This is a genomic window from Archangium sp., from assembly GCF_036277355.1.
Taxonomy (GTDB): Bacteria; Myxococcota; Myxococcia; order Myxococcales; family Myxococcaceae; genus Archangium.
The window spans coordinates 1-16,125 of the sequence record NZ_DASUNC010000088.1; the positions used below are offsets into that span (position 1 = coordinate 1).

The following is a 16,125-nucleotide window of genomic DNA, read 5'->3' on the forward strand; positions in this document are numbered from 1 at the left end:
GGGTCTTCGGTACGTCGAGTGGGCAGGGCCGAGGACCAGAGGCCGTGCGTATGGGGAGGATTTGGGGTTCACGGGTGTGCGGAGCCGAGCGATGGTCATGGGACGCAAGTCCCCGCGAGAGCTCGAGGCATGAATGAGACAGGGGCACGAGCTGGGGTGCCAGAAAGCCGCGGCTTTGCATGACAGAGCGCCTGGCTCCGCTGCCCTGCTGGCCGGGTGGCAGTCGAATCTGTCGGCGCTCCGGGGCTCGTCCCCAGTCGCCTGCTTCTACCGCGAGGGACTACGCCGCTACTGGCAGGGGCGGAGTGAACTCCATGCCCCCGCAGCACAGCAGTATCATCGCCCTGAGTGCCTTGGGATTGCGGAAGCCATAGGCGCGACGGATGAGGGCTCGAAGGGGGCTTGCACGCAATCAACTCACGACGGAGCGGTGGCGGTGCGGACGGACTCCACCGCCACCGTCTCATCCTGCACCGCGAAGACCGCAAGGCGGCCTCCGCAGCAACAAGGCTCTACTAGAAGACGTACCAGGTGTAGGGCCCGTACGCATTGGGAACCTGGTGGGTGCCAACGGACAGGTCCGTGTACGCCTGGGTGAAATTCCACCACACGTAACCCGCGGTGTTGACGGTGTACGAACCGCCCGGCGGAATGGACTGCGTGACGAGGTACTGCCAGCAGTTGGTGCCGTAGTAGTAGAGGTCGATCGACTGGCTCCGCCTGTTGACGAACGTAACGGTCCTCGCGATTCCGCCGCTGCCCGAGCACAAGGCCTGATCGGTCTGGCCAATCTCCGAGGGAGCAGCGGCCGCCACGGGAGCAGCGGACGCCCCCTCCACACCCTCCTGCTCGGAGCCCGGACCACAACCGGCATTCGTCAGCATGGCGAAGCCCATCAAAAACACAAACAAAGGCGTCTTCTTCATGTTCAGCTCTCCTGAAATGGTACTGGCGATGGGATGGGATTGAAGCGCAGCGCGTTGGCTGCAGGACGAAAACTAGTGGCTGATGGTCATTGAATCAATGTCAAATGGTTGGATTTTTCTTGTGACGATGTCTGTTATCGCGCTGTGATGATGTCTGTGATTGTGCCGTGACGGTTCCTGTCACAGCGTCACGCCGGATGCCAGCAGGGCTCGGGCGGGTACCCCTTCCTACGGTGAATCCGCCAGCCCCCGGCTGTCTGGTGCACCGGAGGCTTGAAGCTCGTCGCTCGGGTGCGCCGTGAAACTCCTGGGGAAGCTGGAGGTGCACCATCACAGCGGCGTCACAGGCGTGTGTGATGCAGCCGTGATGGCGGGCATGTACAAGATTTCAAACACACTGTGCTCCCGGAAGGAGCCCCCGCATGTCACCGCATTTCCGTTTCCCCCGTGGCCGTCACCCCCTGGCGCTCGCGATGCTCCTGCTCGCACCGGCCCTGGCCTCGGCGCGTACCGTCTCCAACCCTGTCATCAGCGTCAGCGTCAGCGGCGGGCGCGGCGGTAGCATCGACTCGCTGCGCGTGCTGGGCGTGGAAACGATCGATACCACGGACCTCGGACGAGAAATCCAGGCATCCCTCTTCTTCCCGGCGCCCGCGGGCCAGAGTGGCTGCAACGGTGCCGCCGCGCCCACCTGGTTCAATCCCCAGGAGGCTGGCGACATCTGCGGCCGTGCCTCCCCGCTGTACGCCCTCAACAACGCGGACCCCGTCAGCACGGGGGAAATCCATGTTGGCGTCTATCCGTATGACTGGGCGGGCCGCGGGGCTGCGCATGGAAGGACACCACAAGGTGGGCCCGCTCCCCTACGCCCCCGTCAACGAGGTGGTGAAGCTCGGCTACCTGTTCATCAACGGGAGCGGCGCGTCCCAGCCCTTCATGACGAGCGTGTACGACAGCGCGGGTCAGCCGACGCCCGTGCCCTTCGTGCCCGCCATCTACTTCAAGGCCTCGGTGCTGAACCGGCTGTTCGGCTTGCGCTTCGACGGGGTATGGGAGGAAGTGGCCGTCAATTCCTCCAATGGCGCCTACACGCCGTCGAAGTACCGCTACTTCGCCATGGCGTGGATGAGGCAGGACCTGGGCTGGGGCGTGGGCCTGTATTCGCGCGCCACCCTGGGCCAGGCCACGAACTTCGTCGCGCAGCGCTTCAGCGCCCAGGGCACCAACAACCTCTCCGTGGTGGACCAGACGCTGGGGACGCTCGGCCCGTATGCCTCCGTGGGCCGCGAGCCGCACCTGGCGGTCGGCAACCTGGGGACCATCAAGAGCATCTTCGACCAGGTCTACAACTCAGGCAAATGAGCGGTGGCTGACAACCCGCCTCACGCCCATTCAAACAGGGGGAGCCGCGCCAGTGATTGAGGCCCGCGCGGCTCCCTCCCGGCTTCCGTCCGTCAGCGGCGGGGCCAGCCCGGCGGTCACGGGGCGGGACGTGGAGCACGGCCTGCCGTCCTCATGCCAGCCGTGCTTGCAGCCGTTCGTCATGGGCCCTCAGCGGGGCGGCTGGAGGCGCTCGCGCAGCCAGGCGTCCCACGTGCGGCCCAGGGTGGCAATGCGCTGGGTGTAGCACAGGCCCGCGCCAAGGCAGGGTGAGGGGGAGCGCTCGGACAGCGAGCGAGCCGTGTAGCGGTAGCCCAGGTTGGAGGTGAGGGCGATGAGGGAGTGGCGCTCGTTCCCCCGCAGGCCGCGGACGATGCCGGCGCCGCCGCCCAAGCCCGAGGAGAGACCCGTCTTGTGGGCGAAGCGCACCTCGGCCTCGGCGTTGCACGGGCGCACGTCGGCCGTCATGGGAGTGCCATCCACCATCACCCCGTGATTGGAAGGCAAGCGCTGGCGAACATTGGAGTGGGGGCGTCCACCACCCGCGCCACCACCGCCTCCGTCATTCCGCGGACACAGTACGGGGCGGTGAGGCAATGGCCGCCCCGTGCAGTTTTATGCGTACCGGGACTCAGCAGCCGGTGTTGCCCTGGCAGTACGGGATGATGCCGAGCTCGTCCTGGACGGCGGCGAGCGGGCTGAACGCGAAGTTCCACGGGTTGGAGCCCGCGCCCCACATGAGTCCCGCCAGGATGGCGTTGCTGCCCGAGAGGAAATACACCGGGGAGCCGCTATCACCGCCCTGGCCGTTCTGCGTGGAGTTGGTGGCGATGTAGTTGCAGTAATAGGTGTGCGGGGTGCCACCGGAGTTGATGGTGGCGCAGGCCCACTGGATGGTGCCGCTGGTGGTGCCGCTGGTGCGGCCCGTCTTGAAGACGGTCTGCCCCTGGGCGAGGGAGAGGGTCTTCGAGGGCACCGACAGCCAGCTCGAGACGCTGAGATTGAAGGCGCCGGGAGTCGCGGCGATGAGCGGGTTGATGGTGGTGTCGGCGCGGAAGAAGGCGCTGTCGCTGCGGCGGCAGATGCGGCCCGCGGGGCAACTGCCGCCGGAGCTGTAGAGCGGATCCACCAACTCCGTACCCGCCAGGTTCGAGGTGGCCATGGTGGGCTGGTAGGCCTGGGTGTTCTCGACTCCGCCCTGCGTCTGGGTGCAGTGGGAGTTGGTGACGAAACCGAGCGTGGTGCCGCGCAGGGCCGGGAACCCCAGGGTGCAGTACTTGCCAGGGGTCTCGATCTGCAGCCCGCCCGTGATGGGGCGCCAGCCGGCCTGCACGGTGCTGGTGGGCAGGAGGGGACTCATCTCCACCACCTCCACCATGTCCTGCGGTACGCCCAGCGCCTCCAGCCGCTTGAGGATCCGCTGGCGCACCTCCGGGTTCTCGACGCCGACCACCACCCGGTTGCCCTTCTCGTCCACGTCGGTCATCACCACGCCCACATGGGAGAGGACGTCCGGAGTGACCCGCTCCTGGAGCGCCTTGAGGCTGGCGAAGGAGAACCGGGCCGGGGCGTAGACGACGCCGGCCGCGGGGAGCATCTCCGGGCCGAACACGGCGGCGATGGCGCGCTGGGCCGCGGGACCCTCGAAGTCCCGCATCAGGCGGATGACCAGCCGGCCCTGCTCGTCATGGTACAGGCCCCCGAAGCCGGGAACGGTGGCGGACACCTCGAGCAGCGATTCGTCCAGGGTCCTGCGGACCTGGGGCCCGCGCGCACCCGAAGCCACGGCTGGCGGCTCCGGCTCCGCGGCGGCGGTGCCGCCGCCCGCGAGCGAAAGTGCCATGGAGATTCCAACAGCCCGCCGCATCCACTTCATCGACATATAGAGGCCTTTCTTGGGCAAACACGGGAGGGACGTGTGCCGTCCACACGCCTCGCCTATTGAACAGGATATACCGGGACTGCATCACGCCATCGTCACGCGTACCGTCACAAGAAACGCCCCTGCGCTTTTTTCTTGTGACGCTCTACGCCGAGCGCACCCGCGAGGGAGGGGCGGGCCGGGGCAGCGTGAGGGTGAAGCACGTCCCCCGGCCCGGCGCGCTCTCCACGCGGATGGTGCCGCCATAGAGCTTCACCAGCTTGCGCACGACGCTCAGGCCCAGCCCCGTGCCCTCATCCGGCTTGGTGGTGAAGAAGGGCTCGAAGATGCGCTCGCACACCTCGGCCGGCATGCCCGTGCCCGTGTCCTCCACGCGCAGCACGGCCCACTCCGGCTCCTCCCGCCACGTGATGCGAATCTCCCGCGCCCCCGGGCCGCTCTTCTCCACCAGCGCGTCGCGCGCGTTGAGGACGAGGTTCTTCAGCACCGAGTACAGGTGGATGGGCTTGATGGCCACCGTGCAGTCGCCGCTCCCCTCCTGGTGCGGCGTGATGGCCTGGGCCGCGAAGTCCTCGCGAGACTCCTCCAGCAGAGGCGTGAGCACGTCCACCACCCGGGTGGGCTCCGGGCTGGGCCGCTCCCGCCCGAGCCGCGCATACTCCAGGATGAGCTGGGTGACCGAGAGCGCCCGGCTGAGCGCCTCGTCCGTGTCCTGCATCACCTGGTCCATCCGGGCTTCGTTCCCGTTGAGCTCCTTGAGCACGGTGGCCACGCGGGGCCGCGCCTCGGGCGGCAGGTGCTCGCGCAGCCCCACGTACAAGTCCTTGAGCAGGGCGCCATTGCGCATGCACAGGCTTCGGCCGGGCTCGCCGCCGACGCTCAGTACCGTGCCCAGCAGCATCTTCGCGCCCGTCAGCGCATTGCGAATCTCGTGCGCGAAGCCCCCCGCCATCTGCTGCTCGGTGGTCTCCCGCTCCATCTGCACCAGCTGCGCCTGGGCCTGCTCCAGCTCGCGCGTGCGCTGGGCGACGAGCGCTTCCAGTCGCGCGCGCTGGCGGCGCGTGGCGCGCTCGCGGATATGGATGGCCAGGGAGAAGAGTCCACCCAGCCCCAGCAGACACCCGGCATAGAACCACCAGGTGCGCCACCAGGGGCGCAGCACCACGAAGGAGAAGCTCGCGGAGGGACCCCACTCCCCGGACGCGTGGCGGGAGCGGGCCTGGAACACGTACGCACCGGGAGCGAGCGCGGTGTAGCGCGCCTGGTGCCCCTCCAGCTCCCGCCACTCCGGCTCGAGCCCCATCAGCCGCACCTGGTGTTGGACCTGCCGCTCGTTGAGGAAGGTGTGCGCCCGCACCTCCATTTCCAGCGTGTTGCGCGCGTAGGGGACTTCGTGCGGCCCCCGCTCCTGCGCCAGCCCCCCCGCGCGGACGGCGGCCACCACGGAATCGGGAGGCCGTGGGGGCCCGGTGTAGTGTCGCGCCAGGAACTGGCCCAGCCCGGTGCTCGTGCCCACCCAGACGTCGCCGTTGGCATCCACCCAGAAGGCGCGCGCGTTGGTGTCGTCCCCTGGCATGCCGTTGGCCACGTTGAAGTGGTCCCGGCCCTCCGGACCGAACACGTCCACCCCCTTGCCCGTCCCCACCCAGAGCCTCCCCGCCGAGTCCTCGCCGAGCTGGTAGATGCGATCGCTCGCCAGCCCCGTCGTGGAATCCAGGTGGAGGAAGTCCCTCGGGCCGTCTCCGTCGTAGCGGAAGCAACTCACGCCTCCCGCAACCCGGAAATAGGTGACGCAGAGTTGTCCATCCCGACGCGCCAGGAGATAGCTCGCGGAGTCACGGCGGAAGCCATCCGCCACCTTGAAGCGCCGCATCACGTCGCGCTCGACGACGACGAGCCCGGCCTGACCCGCGAGCCACACCCGCCCGCGTGCGTCCACCAGCACGTCGAAGACGGCCTCGCTCGGGGGACCGCCGGGCAGGAGGACGGAGGCGAAGCGCCACCCGTCACCGTGCCGCTTGCCGCGGAACGCCCCCGCGTTCGTCGCCACCCACAGTGTCCCTTCTCCATCCAGGACCACCTTCAGGGTGACGGTTGCGCCCAGGCCCCGCTCCGGCCCGAAGCGCTCGAGCTGGCCCGTGCGTGGCTCGTAGCGCAAGAGCTCGGACCAGCCACCGCTCAGCCACAAGGCACCACCTCCGGGCTCCTGGAAGATGCCACGCACGGCCTTGGGCGGCACCGTCTCCACCGTCACCCAGCCCTCGTTCGTGGCCCTGGCCAGCCCATTGCCCGTGCCGGCCCACAACCGCCCACTCGCATCCCGATGGACGGCCCACACCTCCTGGGCGGGCAGCCCCTGCCGTACGGAGTGCGTGCGCCACAGGCCGACGCCCGTCAGGCGGAAGAGCCCGAGTCCGCCTACCCAGAGCGAGCCCTGGCGATCCTCGAAGGCCGCCCACACCCGCTGCGTCGGCGGGCCCGTGACGCCGCGCGGCCGGCCGTCCTCGCCTACCTCCACCAATCCCTTGTCCGAGGTCAGCCAGAGCGTGCCATGGCGATCTCGCATGGCGCCCCACAGCGCGCGGTTTGCCTCCAAACCGGGGACCGCCTCGAACGCGCTGGCGCCCGGCAGCAACCGCCACAGGGCGTAGCTGCCCCAGATCCACACCCGGCCCGAGCCGTCGCGCGCCACATGGAGGAGGCCCTCGCGCGGGACCCCTTGCGCCTCGCCCCAGGTACGCCAGCGGCCCGCGGGATCGCGGTGGTGGAGCGCGCCCGGAGAGACCGCGTACACGTCCCCGCTGGACTCGAGCCAAAGCCACCGGGTCCCCCCGCCCGGCCACCCGGGGACGCGGGCGAAGCGCCCATCCTCCTGTTCCTGGAAGAGCCCCTGGTCCGAGGCCACCCAGGCGAGCCCGGTGGGGTCCACTCGCAGGTCGCCCCAGGCGCCGGGCGCGCCCTGGGCGGCGCCATACCGGGTCCACCTCCCCGCGTGCCACCGCGCCCACCCATCCAGGGTGCCGCACCACATGTCGCCGTTGGTGCCGGCCACCAACCGGGAGATGTGGGTCGACGGCAACCCCTGATGCTCCGCGCGCCGGAAGCGGTAGCCGTCGTACAGGTAGATGCCATCGTCGGTGCCCACCCAGAGGACGCCGTGCGAGTCCTGGGCGATGTCGCGAACCGGCCACTGGCCGAAGCCCACCTCCGCTCCATACGTCACGAAGGGCAGCGCTCCGGGGGGCGTCTGGGCCCGGGCGGGGCTCACGGCGCAAAGGGTGGCCAGCAGGACCAGGAGCAGCAGCCTCGCCAGCGCCCCGCTCATCGGCTCGTGGGGCGGCCCTTCTTCCGCGGTGGCTGCTCCTGCGCTGGCGAGGGCGCGGGGTCCCGCCGCCGCTTCAGTTCCTGCTCCAGCCGGGCGACCAGCTTCTTGTTGTCCAGGGTCATCTTGTGGAGCCGCACGGCGATGTCCAGCGCCTCCAGCAGCCGGCTGGTGGAGCCGTCCTTGGTGATGTAACCGAAGGGCCGGTGCTCATTGATGATGTCGTAGGGATCCTTCAGATCCTGGTAGGCCGAGTAGAAGATGATGGGGAGCTCCGGATGGCTCTTGCGGATCTCATTGCAGGCCCAGAAGCCGTCGTAGCCCTTCATCTTCACGTCGAGGATGACGGCGCATACCTCCTCGGTCACGGCGGCCACCCCTTCCCGGGCGGACGCGCCGAGGATGACCCGGTAGTTGGGAGACAGCACGGCCTGGAGGGACTTGCGCATGGTGGCGTCGTCGTCGACCACCACGATGAGCGGGCGCTGCTCGGCGCTGAGGCCGGAGGGCGCATCGTCCGCGAGGAGTTCATCGAGCTCGTTGAAAGACATCGGCTCTTTCTTGGCAACGAAGAGAGGTCCGGCGCGAGAGACCCAGGGAGAGCCGGACCTGTTCGTGGAAGGCAATCATGGAGGGGACCCGGGCAGGACTTCAAGCCAGGAGGGAGTGGCTCATGGCGCGGTCGCCAGCACGTCGGCGACGAGGGTAGACAATTCGGGAGCTGGGACTCCAGGGCGCGGCGCGGACCCGGACGCCAGGTCAGGGGTGAGCAGACGAGCCACGCGCTCCCGGGTGGAACGCTCCGCGGCCGGATGAGTGGCGATGAGCCGCAGGGCCCGCTGTGTCCGGGGAGGCTGAGCCACCGGAGCGAGGAGCTCGGCCAAGCCCACCAGGGCGTCGAGCACCTGGGACGTGGCGCCCACCTCCATCCCCATCTCGAGCGCGGCGTGGAGGTGGCCGCGGGCACGCTGGGGCGCACCCGCCTCCGAGGCGAGGCGTCCCAGGCAGATGAGCGACTCGGTGATGCCCTGGCGGGCATTGAGCTTGCGGTAGAGCGCCAGGCTCTCCTCGAAGAGGCGCCGGGCCTCCGCGCCGTCCTGGCGCCGGTGGGCCACGAGCCCCAGCCCGTGGAGCGCACGCGCCTGGAGCTCTGGGTGCTCCAGTGCGCGGCCCATGGCGAGTTGCTGCTCACAGCAACGCCGCGCTTCCTCGAGGTCATCGCGCAGGCAGAGCACGCGGGCCCGGCTCCCGAGCAGTTCCGCGGTGCGCAGGGGTTCATCCAACTCCTCCAGGAGCCGCAGCCCGTCCAGGTAGGCGCGGTTGGCGCCCTCCAGGTCCCCCTCCTGCGCGAGCAGGTACCCCAGGCGGCCCAGGCCCGTGGCCACGTCGCGCCCGTCTTCCAGGGAACGGAAGGTGTCCAGGCTCTTCTCCAGGAGCTGCCGGGCCGCCCCGGCGTCTCCGTCGCTCATGGCCACCACAGCCAACTCGCTGAGCGCGTGGGCTACACCGCGCCGGTCCTCGAGCGTCTTGCTGATGGCCAGGCTGCCGCGGAAGCACCAGCGCGCCGCTGCCTGGTTGCCCTGCAGGACGGCGAGCCTTCCAGCGGCATCCAGGGTGAAGCGCAGTTCCTCCGGGACCTCGAGCTCGCTCAAGAGGCCCTGGCTCTCCGCGAGCAGCCCCGCCGCCTCGCCCTGGGTCTCGCCTTCGAGGCACAAACGCCCCAGCCGTGCCAGCAGCCGGCCCAGCAGCAGGCGCGGCTCCCGGGCATCTGGAGCGCTGAATCCGGTCTCCTCACGCACTCGGACAATGGCCCGCCGCAGCGCCGCCGAGACCTCCGCTCGGTGGCCCCTCAGCGCGTGGATGAGGCAGAAGCCGTCGAGCGCCCGCTGGATTACATCGAGGCGGCCATGCTCCACGGCGTGAGCCCAGGCGGCGCGAAAGTTGTCCAGCTCCGGCTCCAACCTTCCGAGCGTCGCCCGGGGGGATGGACCCTGGAGTGCCGGCTGACACTCCAGCAGGAGCACGGCATACCAGGTGGCATGGAGATCGCGGGCGCGCAGCTCTTCTTCGGGCACGGCATGGAGTTGCTCGGCGGCATACTGGCGGATGAGCTCGTGCAGCACATAGCGCCCGGACTCGGTGCGCCGCACGAGGAACTTGCGCATCAGCGCGGCGAGCAGCTCCAGGGAGGCGCCCGCCACCTCGCGGGCAGCGGTCTGGGTGAAGCCACTCCGGAAGACGCTCAGCCGGCGAAGAGCCCCCTGCTCGCCATCGGACAGCAGCTTCCAGGAGTACACGAAGGTGGCGCGCATGCCGCGCTGCCGCTCCGGGGCATCGCGCGGCCCGGAGAGAAAGTCGAGATCCTCCTCGATGCGCGAGGCGATTTCCTCGAGCGGCATGAGCCGCACCCAGGCGGCGGCCAGCTCGATGCCCAGTGGCATGCCGCCGAGCCGCTGGCAGATCCGCTTGACACAGGCCGCGCCGGCAGGTGTCAGCGAGAAGGAGGCATCTGCCTGAGTCGCGGAGCGGACGAAGAGCTCCACGGCCTCGGTGCCATCGATGGAGAGGCCCTCCAAGGCCAGCTCCCACTCACCCCGCAGGTTCAACCGCTCCCGGGAGGTGACGAGCAGCCGGAGCGCGGGCGCGCGCGCCAGCAGGCGGGCCACCCACGGGGACGCCTCGAGGAGGTGCTCGAAGTTATCCAGGACGAGCAGCAAGGAGCGGGAGCACAGGAACTCGAAGAGGCGGGCCTCCAGGGCCTCGGGCGCATCGGAGGGCGAAGCGGGCAGCGCGAGGGCATCCGCGATGGCGGAGCCGAGCAGCCCGGGGGCGTCCACCCCGGCCAGGGAAACCAGACAGGCACCACCGCCATGGCGCCTGGCGTAGGCGCGGGCGGCTTCGATCGCCAGGCTCGTCTTGCCCACGCCGCCGGGCCCCACCAGGGTCAGCAACCGACACTCCGCGGACTGCAGCCGTTGCGAGATGAGCTCCAGCTCGCTGCCGCGCCCGATGAAGACCGTGGTGGGGGAGGGGAGTTCCGCGGGCACGGTCAACGGCGTGGGTGCTGGTGCTGCGCTCGGTGCATTGAGGGGGACGGAGCCTGCCCTGATGGCCTCCTGGAGCCGCCGTGTGTCCTCCTGGGGCTTGACCGCGAGCTGCTCGGAGAGAATACGCGCACAGCTCTCATACTGCTCGAGGGCCTTGGTGCGCTGGCCGCCCTGGGCGTAGAGGTTCATCAGGTGCCGGTGGGCCGACTCGTTGGTGGGCTCGAGGGCCAGCAGCCGCTGCGCGCAGGCGATGGCCTGGGCGGGCTGCCCCTGCTCGATTTGAAGTTGGATGAGCTGCTCCAGAATCTCCGTCATCCGGGTGCGCAGGCGCTCGGCCTGGAGCTCGCGCCACTCGTCGAACGTCTCGGTGTCCCGCAGGGAGAAGCCCTGGAGGAAGGGCCCGCGGTACAGGGCGGCCGCCTCGGTGAGGAGGGCACTCACCGTGGCGCGAGGCACCTGCTGGGAGGAAGAGGAGCGGGCCTCCTCTACGAGTTGCTCGAAGCGGACGACATCCACCCAGAGGCTGGCGCCGGGGCGGAGCCGCACCGTCTTCCGGTCCGCCTCCAGCCAGTCCTTGCCCAATAACTGGCAGCCCTCCCAGAGCGTGCTGCGCAGCACGGCCAGACCCTTCTGCCCATCCAGATCCGGCCAGAGCAAAGCGGCCAGCTCGCCGCGGCCATGCGGCCGGTTCGACAGCGCCATGTAGGCGAGCAGGGCCATGAGCTTTCGTCGCACCACCTCCTGCGGCTTCTCATCGAGCGTCAGGAGCGGACTTCCGAAGAGGTGCAGGGCGAGGCGGCTCATGTGCGCGGTATTGATGTCCCACCATAGCAGAGGTTTTCACCACCCGCAGCGCTGGATTTGTACGATTCACGGATTTAACGCATTCCGGGTGCTCCATGCAATCCAGACAGTTCACGCCGCCGGGATGCTCCTTGTTTCTGGGCGCCTGCACTCCAATTCAATCTGGCTCTGCTTGTCGCCCGGTGTCTGTGATTGAGGAGCTGCAATGCCATATGACGCCTGCTACGCGCTACCGCACCTCTGGCCGATTCGCCGACAGGCGGCTAGGGAGCCGCTGGCCGCAACTGCTCCGGGGGGATGAGCTGCTTGCGCTGGCTGGGGCTCGACCAGTGCAGCCGCATGACGGCCAGGCCCGTCTGCTCGAAGAACTCCAGCTGGAGGGAGTAGGCCCGGCCCGCCTGCAGCGTGACGGTGCCGCGGTTCTCCGTGGTGGAGTGGACCGTCCAGTCGTCGATGAGCAGCTGGCCGTCCACCCAGAGGCGGACGCCGTCATTGGACTGGGTGTGGAAGGTGTACGTCTCCGAGTACAGGGGCACCACGCTGCCCGTCCAGCGCACCGAGAAGGTGTTGCTGTCCATGGCCGGGTCCGGTGAGCCGGTCTCCCAGCGGAAGTCCACGGTGGGGTCCACCCGCTCCAGCTTCAGGTCCTGGAAGCCGGCCGTGTCGAAGTACTGCGCCCGCAGGCCGTGGACCGGGGTGCGCTCCTCGCGGAACACCGCCGTGTACCGCGAATCCACCGTGGGCCGGACCTCCTGGTTCGCCCCGCCCCCGTGGCTCCAGCGCTCGAAGACGTACGTCTTCCCATCCTTCTCCTGGGGCGAGACGGCCCCGAGGGTGCGCACCACGCCCGCCACCGTCTCCACCTCCAGCGGCGCCGGCTGGGGTTGCCCGTCGAGCGTCACCCGCAGCCCCGCGGGCTCGGTGTTCATCCGCAGCTTCACCTTGCGCGGCCGCACGTCCCGGAAGAGCTCGTGGACGGCCCCGGCGGAGTCCTCCACCCGCAGGTGGATGCGGTACCACACGTTGGCGGCCGTCTCGCCCCGCTCCGGCACGGTGAACCTTCCACTCCTCGCTCCGCGCGTGGCCGGCACGAAGGGGTGCAGGTGGCCGTCATGGTGGAAGTCCACGCGCCAGGTGAAGGCGCTGTCCGGCAGTGTTCCGTCCTCGGCGTCCGTGCCCCGGCCCTCGTAGGCGAGGGTGTTCCCCGCGCCGTAGAGCGTCCCGTCCACGGGCAGGAGGAAGGCGGCGACGGGCGCGGTGTTGCTCCGCACGGTGAGGGTGACCGGGTTGCTCAGCACCGAGCCGAAGTCGTTGGACACCCGCACCCGGAAGTGGGCCCCCGAGTCCGACGGCCTCACCGAGGGCAGCGTGAGGCTCGGGGAGGTCTGCCCCGCGAGCTCGGTGTCCTCGCGCAGCCACTGGTAGCGCAGCGGCTGCGTGCCGGAGGCGGACACCGTGAAGGTGGCGGGTTGGCCGGGGGGGACCGTCTGGCTCGCGGGTGGGCTCGTGAGGGTGGGCGCCTCGTTGGACGCCGAGTAGCGGATGCGGCGCACCGCGTCCTCCGCGCGGTCCAGGTAGTAGAGGCTGCCGTCCGGCCCCACGTCGAGGTCCACGGGCGCGCTCAGGCCCGTGGCGAAGACGGCGACGGCGCCACTCCCCGGGTCATACGTGCGGATCCACCCGTTGCAGTAGTCGGAGAAGAAGTAGCGCCCCGTGTACTCCGGGGGGAACTGGCGCTGGGCCGGGTTGTAGAAGACGCCCGCGGTGATGGCGCAGCCGGCGCCGGTGCCCGAGCCGTGCGGGTAGGCGAACAGCGGGGCGCGGTAGCGCGCGTCCGTCGTGGGGCCCTCGGTGTCCGGCCAGCCGTAGTTCGCGCCGGCGATGCCCTCGTTGAGCTCCTCCCACCGGGTGGCCCCCACGTCGTTGATGAAGATGCGGCCGGTGCCCGGCTGCACGGCGAGGCTGTAGGGGTTGCGCAGGCCGAGCGCCCAGATGGCCCGGAAGCTGCCCGGGGTGCGCGAATAGAAGGGGTTGTCCGTGGGGAGGGTGCCGTCCTTCTCCAGCCGCAGCACCTTGCCCAGCAGCGAGTCGAGCCTCGGCGCCTGCTCCGAGCGCGTGTTGTCGCCCACGGCCACGTAGAGCTTGCCGCCCGGCCCGAAGTGGAGGGCGCCTCCGTTGTGGTTGTTGGCCCCCAGCGGCGGGAGCTCGAACAGGATGGCCTCACTGCCGGGCACGGCCTGGTTGCCATTCGCGGTGAAGCGGCTGACGCGGTTGTGCACCTGGGGCGTGAGGGCCGTGTAATAGACATACACGTACGGCTGGCGGGGGAAGTCTGGATCCAACGCCACGCCGAGCAGGCCCCGCTCCCCGCTGTCGTCCGTGTCCACCGTGAGGAAGGGCGCGCTCAGCAGCCTTCCGTCCTGGATGAGCCGCAGCCGGCCCTCCTGCTCGCAGACGAAGAGGCGCCCATCCGGTGCGATGGCCATGGAGGTCGCCGCGTCGAGCCCGTCGGTGACGAGCGTGTCCGTGAAGCGGGTGGGCACCGCGGCTGCCTCCGTTTGCCGCGGCGGTGGGCTCGTGGGGGGCTGCTCCACCTCCGTACAGCCCCACAGCAGGAGAAGGCAGGCGAGTGCCCGAAGAGCCTCGAGACGCATGGCGCACGCTCCAGTCCGGGAGGTCCGTCGCCTCCCTTGAAGTGCGGCGCGAAGCTGTGGCGGCTACTTCCCTTCTGCTCAGCAGGACACGGGGGCAGCGGTTCCTCGTCCGTCCGCTGCCAGATGATGCGGGAGGCGAGTGCGCTTCACCCGGCAGGTCCCCCCCTCTTCGGGGCGGTGGGTGTCACGGCGTCTCCGGGGGGGAGGCACCCCGGGTGTGGGTGCTCGCGCACGTGGAGGAGAGTGGAAATTTCTTCTGTCCACCGTCTGGTGCGAGAACCGTTCACCACTGAACCCGCCCTTCAGGGGGCTGGACTTCTGGGGAAGTGGACTGGCCTTGTTTGTGCTCAAATAATATAGAAGGAGCAAATCCACAGGCGCTCGCACCGTGTACACCGTCGAAATCAGTCCACCCGCGTGGAATCAGCTCGCCCACCTGTCGCTGGAGACGTACCGGCGCATCCGGGAGGAGCTGGATGCTGTCGCCGTGGCGCTCGCCGAGGGGCTGCACCCAGGCCGCTCCGAGGCGGTGAAGGTGGCCGGGCACCCGGTCTCCGCGCCCTCGGTGGTGGTGGATGACGCGATCGCGGTCTACGACGTGGACCACGAGCGCCAGCGCGTGCTGCTGCTCGAGGTGGCGCGCCGGCTCCCCAGGGAGCTCTAGCCCTTCACGGTGCGGCGGCCCCGGACTCGAGGCGGGCCTTCTCCTGTTGCATGAGGCCGAACACGTGGTCGCGCAGCGCGGCGGCATCCGGGAAGGCGCGCGGGTCCACGGGCTCGAGGACGCGCACCTTGCAGTCCGCGCGGAAGCGGATGAGCCAGCCGTGCTTGGGCAGGGTGTCGCCCGTGCCGGTGAGCACCATGGGGATGAGCGGGCAGCCCTTGGCGTGGGCCAGCCGGAAGGCGCCGTCCTTGAAGGGCTTCATCTGGTTGTCCGGTGAGCGCGTGCCCTCGGGGAAGATGAGCACCGGCACGCCCCGCTCCAGCCAGCGCTCGCACGCGGCCATCATCCTCGCGATGCTGTCCTTGTCCCCGCGCACCAGCCCCACGTAGCGGTTGAGGTACATGTTCCAGCCGAGGAACGGCAGCTTGAAGTTGCTGGCCTTGGAGACCCACTTGAAGGGCCGGTAGAGGCCGAAGAGCACGAGGATGTCGCCCACGGACTGGTGGTTGGACACCAGCACCGCGGGCCCGTGCCACGGCAGGCGCTCGCGGCCCTGGATGCGCAGCCGCCAGCCGGGGTTCACCCAGAAGTAGAGCTGCGCCCAGCCGCAGGAGAACAGGTGCAGGACGCGGCCGTCGCGGTCGAAGGGCCACGTCACCAGGAAGAGGACGAGCGCCACGCAGAAGAGGACGGCGGAGCTCGCCACGAAGAACGACCAGAAGAGCAGCGAGGGGAGCCAGCGCATGTCCCCCCATCATCGCACGGCCGGTGAAGAATGGAGGACTCTCCGCACGCGGGCCGCGCGAGCGGCTACATCGGCTTCTGGCCGGCGACGGCGGGCGTGCTGGGGAGGGACGGCGTGGCGGGCGTCTCCTCCTCGGCCTGGAGCTCGTACTCGAGCGGGGCGGGGGAGATGGCCATGTCCTGCGTGACGACCCAGGAGTTGTAGCGCTTCTGGGAGACCTCCATGAGCTTGCCGTCCTCGTAGCAGACGACGTGCAGGACGAAGGAGGGCTCCTTGATGGTGGGGCGCCCGTACTGGTAGCACTCCTGGGTGCCGCGGCGCTCCTTGCTGGTGGGCTGGCCGAGGATGCCGGAGACCTCCTGCGGCGACATGCCCTTGTTCACCTGCCGCAGGCCCCAGGCCGTCTCCACGCGGTAGGGAGTGGCCTCGGGCTGCAGGGCCACGAACCACTTGCCGACGAGGAAGAGGAACAGCGCCGCGGCGGGGTACAGCAACAGCATGCGCTTGGAGCGGCGAGGCTGTTGGTTCGAATAGGCGCTGAAGAAGCCCTCGCCCTGGGCCGCGCCCGCCCCTTCCGCCCCGGTCTGCTGGTGCTCTTGGCTCACACCCCGAGACATGCCCCGTGCGGGGGAGAGATGCAAGAAGGTCGAGGCATGGTGGGAGGGCGAGGAGGCAGGGGAGCGAACAGTCACTCCCCGGAG

At 69.5% G+C, this 16,125-nt stretch carries 11 protein-coding genes; 2 read left to right on the forward strand and 9 right to left on the reverse strand.

All coding sequences use genetic code 11. The features are described 5' to 3' along the window. Window positions 1–515: 515 nt before the first annotated feature. The gene (locus VFZ09_RS23155; protein ID WP_329729818.1) at window positions 516–926 is read right to left on the reverse strand and encodes a hypothetical protein; all 411 of its coding nucleotides are present in this window, start codon (window positions 924–926) and stop codon (window positions 516–518) included. Between the two features lie 804 nt (window positions 927–1,730). Here VFZ09_RS23155 and VFZ09_RS23160 point away from each other — a divergent pair. Continuing rightward, entirely contained in the window at window positions 1,731–2,288 is a 558-nt protein-coding gene (locus VFZ09_RS23160) for a hypothetical protein (RefSeq protein ID WP_329729819.1), read from the forward strand. Window positions 2,289–2,477: 189 nt separating this feature from the next. Here VFZ09_RS23160 and VFZ09_RS23165 read toward each other — a convergent pair whose 3' ends face one another. The 6 genes from VFZ09_RS23165 to VFZ09_RS23190 all read right to left on the reverse strand — a co-directional run bounded on the left by VFZ09_RS23165 (window position 2,478) and on the right by VFZ09_RS23190 (window position 14,015). Continuing rightward, entirely contained in the window at window positions 2,478–2,774 is a 297-nt protein-coding gene (locus VFZ09_RS23165; protein ID WP_329729820.1) for a hypothetical protein, read from the reverse strand. A 163-nt stretch (window positions 2,775–2,937) separates the two neighbouring features. After that, window positions 2,938–4,149: a hypothetical protein gene (locus tag VFZ09_RS23170; protein WP_329729821.1), complete on the reverse strand. Its 1,212-nt coding sequence runs from the start codon at window positions 4,147–4,149 to the stop codon at window positions 2,938–2,940. Window positions 4,150–4,333: 184 nt separating this feature from the next. Beyond that, the gene (locus tag VFZ09_RS23175) at window positions 4,334–7,513 is read right to left on the reverse strand and encodes a sensor histidine kinase (RefSeq protein WP_329729822.1); all 3,180 of its coding nucleotides are present in this window, start codon (window positions 7,511–7,513) and stop codon (window positions 4,334–4,336) included. After that, a complete protein-coding gene (locus tag VFZ09_RS23180) occupies window positions 7,510–8,061 on the reverse strand; it encodes a response regulator (protein ID WP_329729823.1) in 552 nt (183 codons plus the stop codon). The genes VFZ09_RS23175 and VFZ09_RS23180 overlap by 4 nt, the downstream gene beginning before the upstream one ends. A gap of 120 nt (window positions 8,062–8,181) precedes the next feature. Continuing rightward, a complete protein-coding gene (locus tag VFZ09_RS23185; protein ID WP_329729824.1) occupies window positions 8,182–11,361 on the reverse strand; it encodes an ATP-binding protein in 3,180 nt (1,059 codons plus the stop codon). A gap of 263 nt (window positions 11,362–11,624) precedes the next feature. Next, window positions 11,625–14,015: a PQQ-dependent sugar dehydrogenase gene (locus VFZ09_RS23190; RefSeq protein ID WP_329729825.1), complete on the reverse strand. Its 2,391-nt coding sequence runs from the start codon at window positions 14,013–14,015 to the stop codon at window positions 11,625–11,627. 388 nt (window positions 14,016–14,403) lie between these two features. Here VFZ09_RS23190 and VFZ09_RS23195 point away from each other — a divergent pair, with 388 nt between their 5' ends. After that, entirely contained in the window at window positions 14,404–14,679 is a 276-nt protein-coding gene (locus VFZ09_RS23195) for a hypothetical protein (RefSeq protein ID WP_329729826.1), read from the forward strand. Window positions 14,680–14,683: 4 nt separating this feature from the next. On the opposite strand, the gene VFZ09_RS23200 is transcribed toward VFZ09_RS23195, so the two are convergent. Together VFZ09_RS23200 and VFZ09_RS23205 are read right to left on the reverse strand one after the other, a co-directional pair. Beyond that, window positions 14,684–15,424 carry a lysophospholipid acyltransferase family protein gene (locus tag VFZ09_RS23200; protein WP_329729827.1) on the reverse strand — a complete coding sequence of 247 codons (741 nt, stop codon included), beginning with the start codon at window positions 15,422–15,424 and terminating at the stop codon, window positions 14,684–14,686. Between the two features lie 65 nt (window positions 15,425–15,489). Beyond that, window positions 15,490–16,029: a hypothetical protein gene (locus VFZ09_RS23205; protein ID WP_329729828.1), complete on the reverse strand. Its 540-nt coding sequence runs from the start codon at window positions 16,027–16,029 to the stop codon at window positions 15,490–15,492. Window positions 16,030–16,125: the final 96 nt, after the last annotated feature.

Coding starts and splice junctions, on each gene's coding strand:
- VFZ09_RS23155 (WP_329729818.1), bottom strand. CDS start 926: ATGAAGAAGACGCCTTTGTTTGTGTTTTTGATGGGCTTCGCCATGCTG.
- VFZ09_RS23160 (WP_329729819.1), top strand. CDS start 1,731: ATGACTGGGCGGGCCGCGGGGCTGCGCATGGAAGGACACCACAAGGTG.
- VFZ09_RS23165 (WP_329729820.1), bottom strand. CDS start 2,774: ATGACGGCCGACGTGCGCCCGTGCAACGCCGAGGCCGAGGTGCGCTTC.
- VFZ09_RS23170 (WP_329729821.1), bottom strand. CDS start 4,149: ATGGCACTTTCGCTCGCGGGCGGCGGCACCGCCGCCGCGGAGCCGGAG.
- VFZ09_RS23175 (WP_329729822.1), bottom strand. CDS start 7,513: ATGAGCGGGGCGCTGGCGAGGCTGCTGCTCCTGGTCCTGCTGGCCACC.
- VFZ09_RS23180 (WP_329729823.1), bottom strand. CDS start 8,061: ATGTCTTTCAACGAGCTCGATGAACTCCTCGCGGACGATGCGCCCTCC.
- VFZ09_RS23185 (WP_329729824.1), bottom strand. CDS start 11,361: ATGAGCCGCCTCGCCCTGCACCTCTTCGGAAGTCCGCTCCTGACGCTC.
- VFZ09_RS23190 (WP_329729825.1), bottom strand. CDS start 14,015: ATGCGTCTCGAGGCTCTTCGGGCACTCGCCTGCCTTCTCCTGCTGTGG.
- VFZ09_RS23200 (WP_329729827.1), bottom strand. CDS start 15,424: ATGCGCTGGCTCCCCTCGCTGCTCTTCTGGTCGTTCTTCGTGGCGAGC.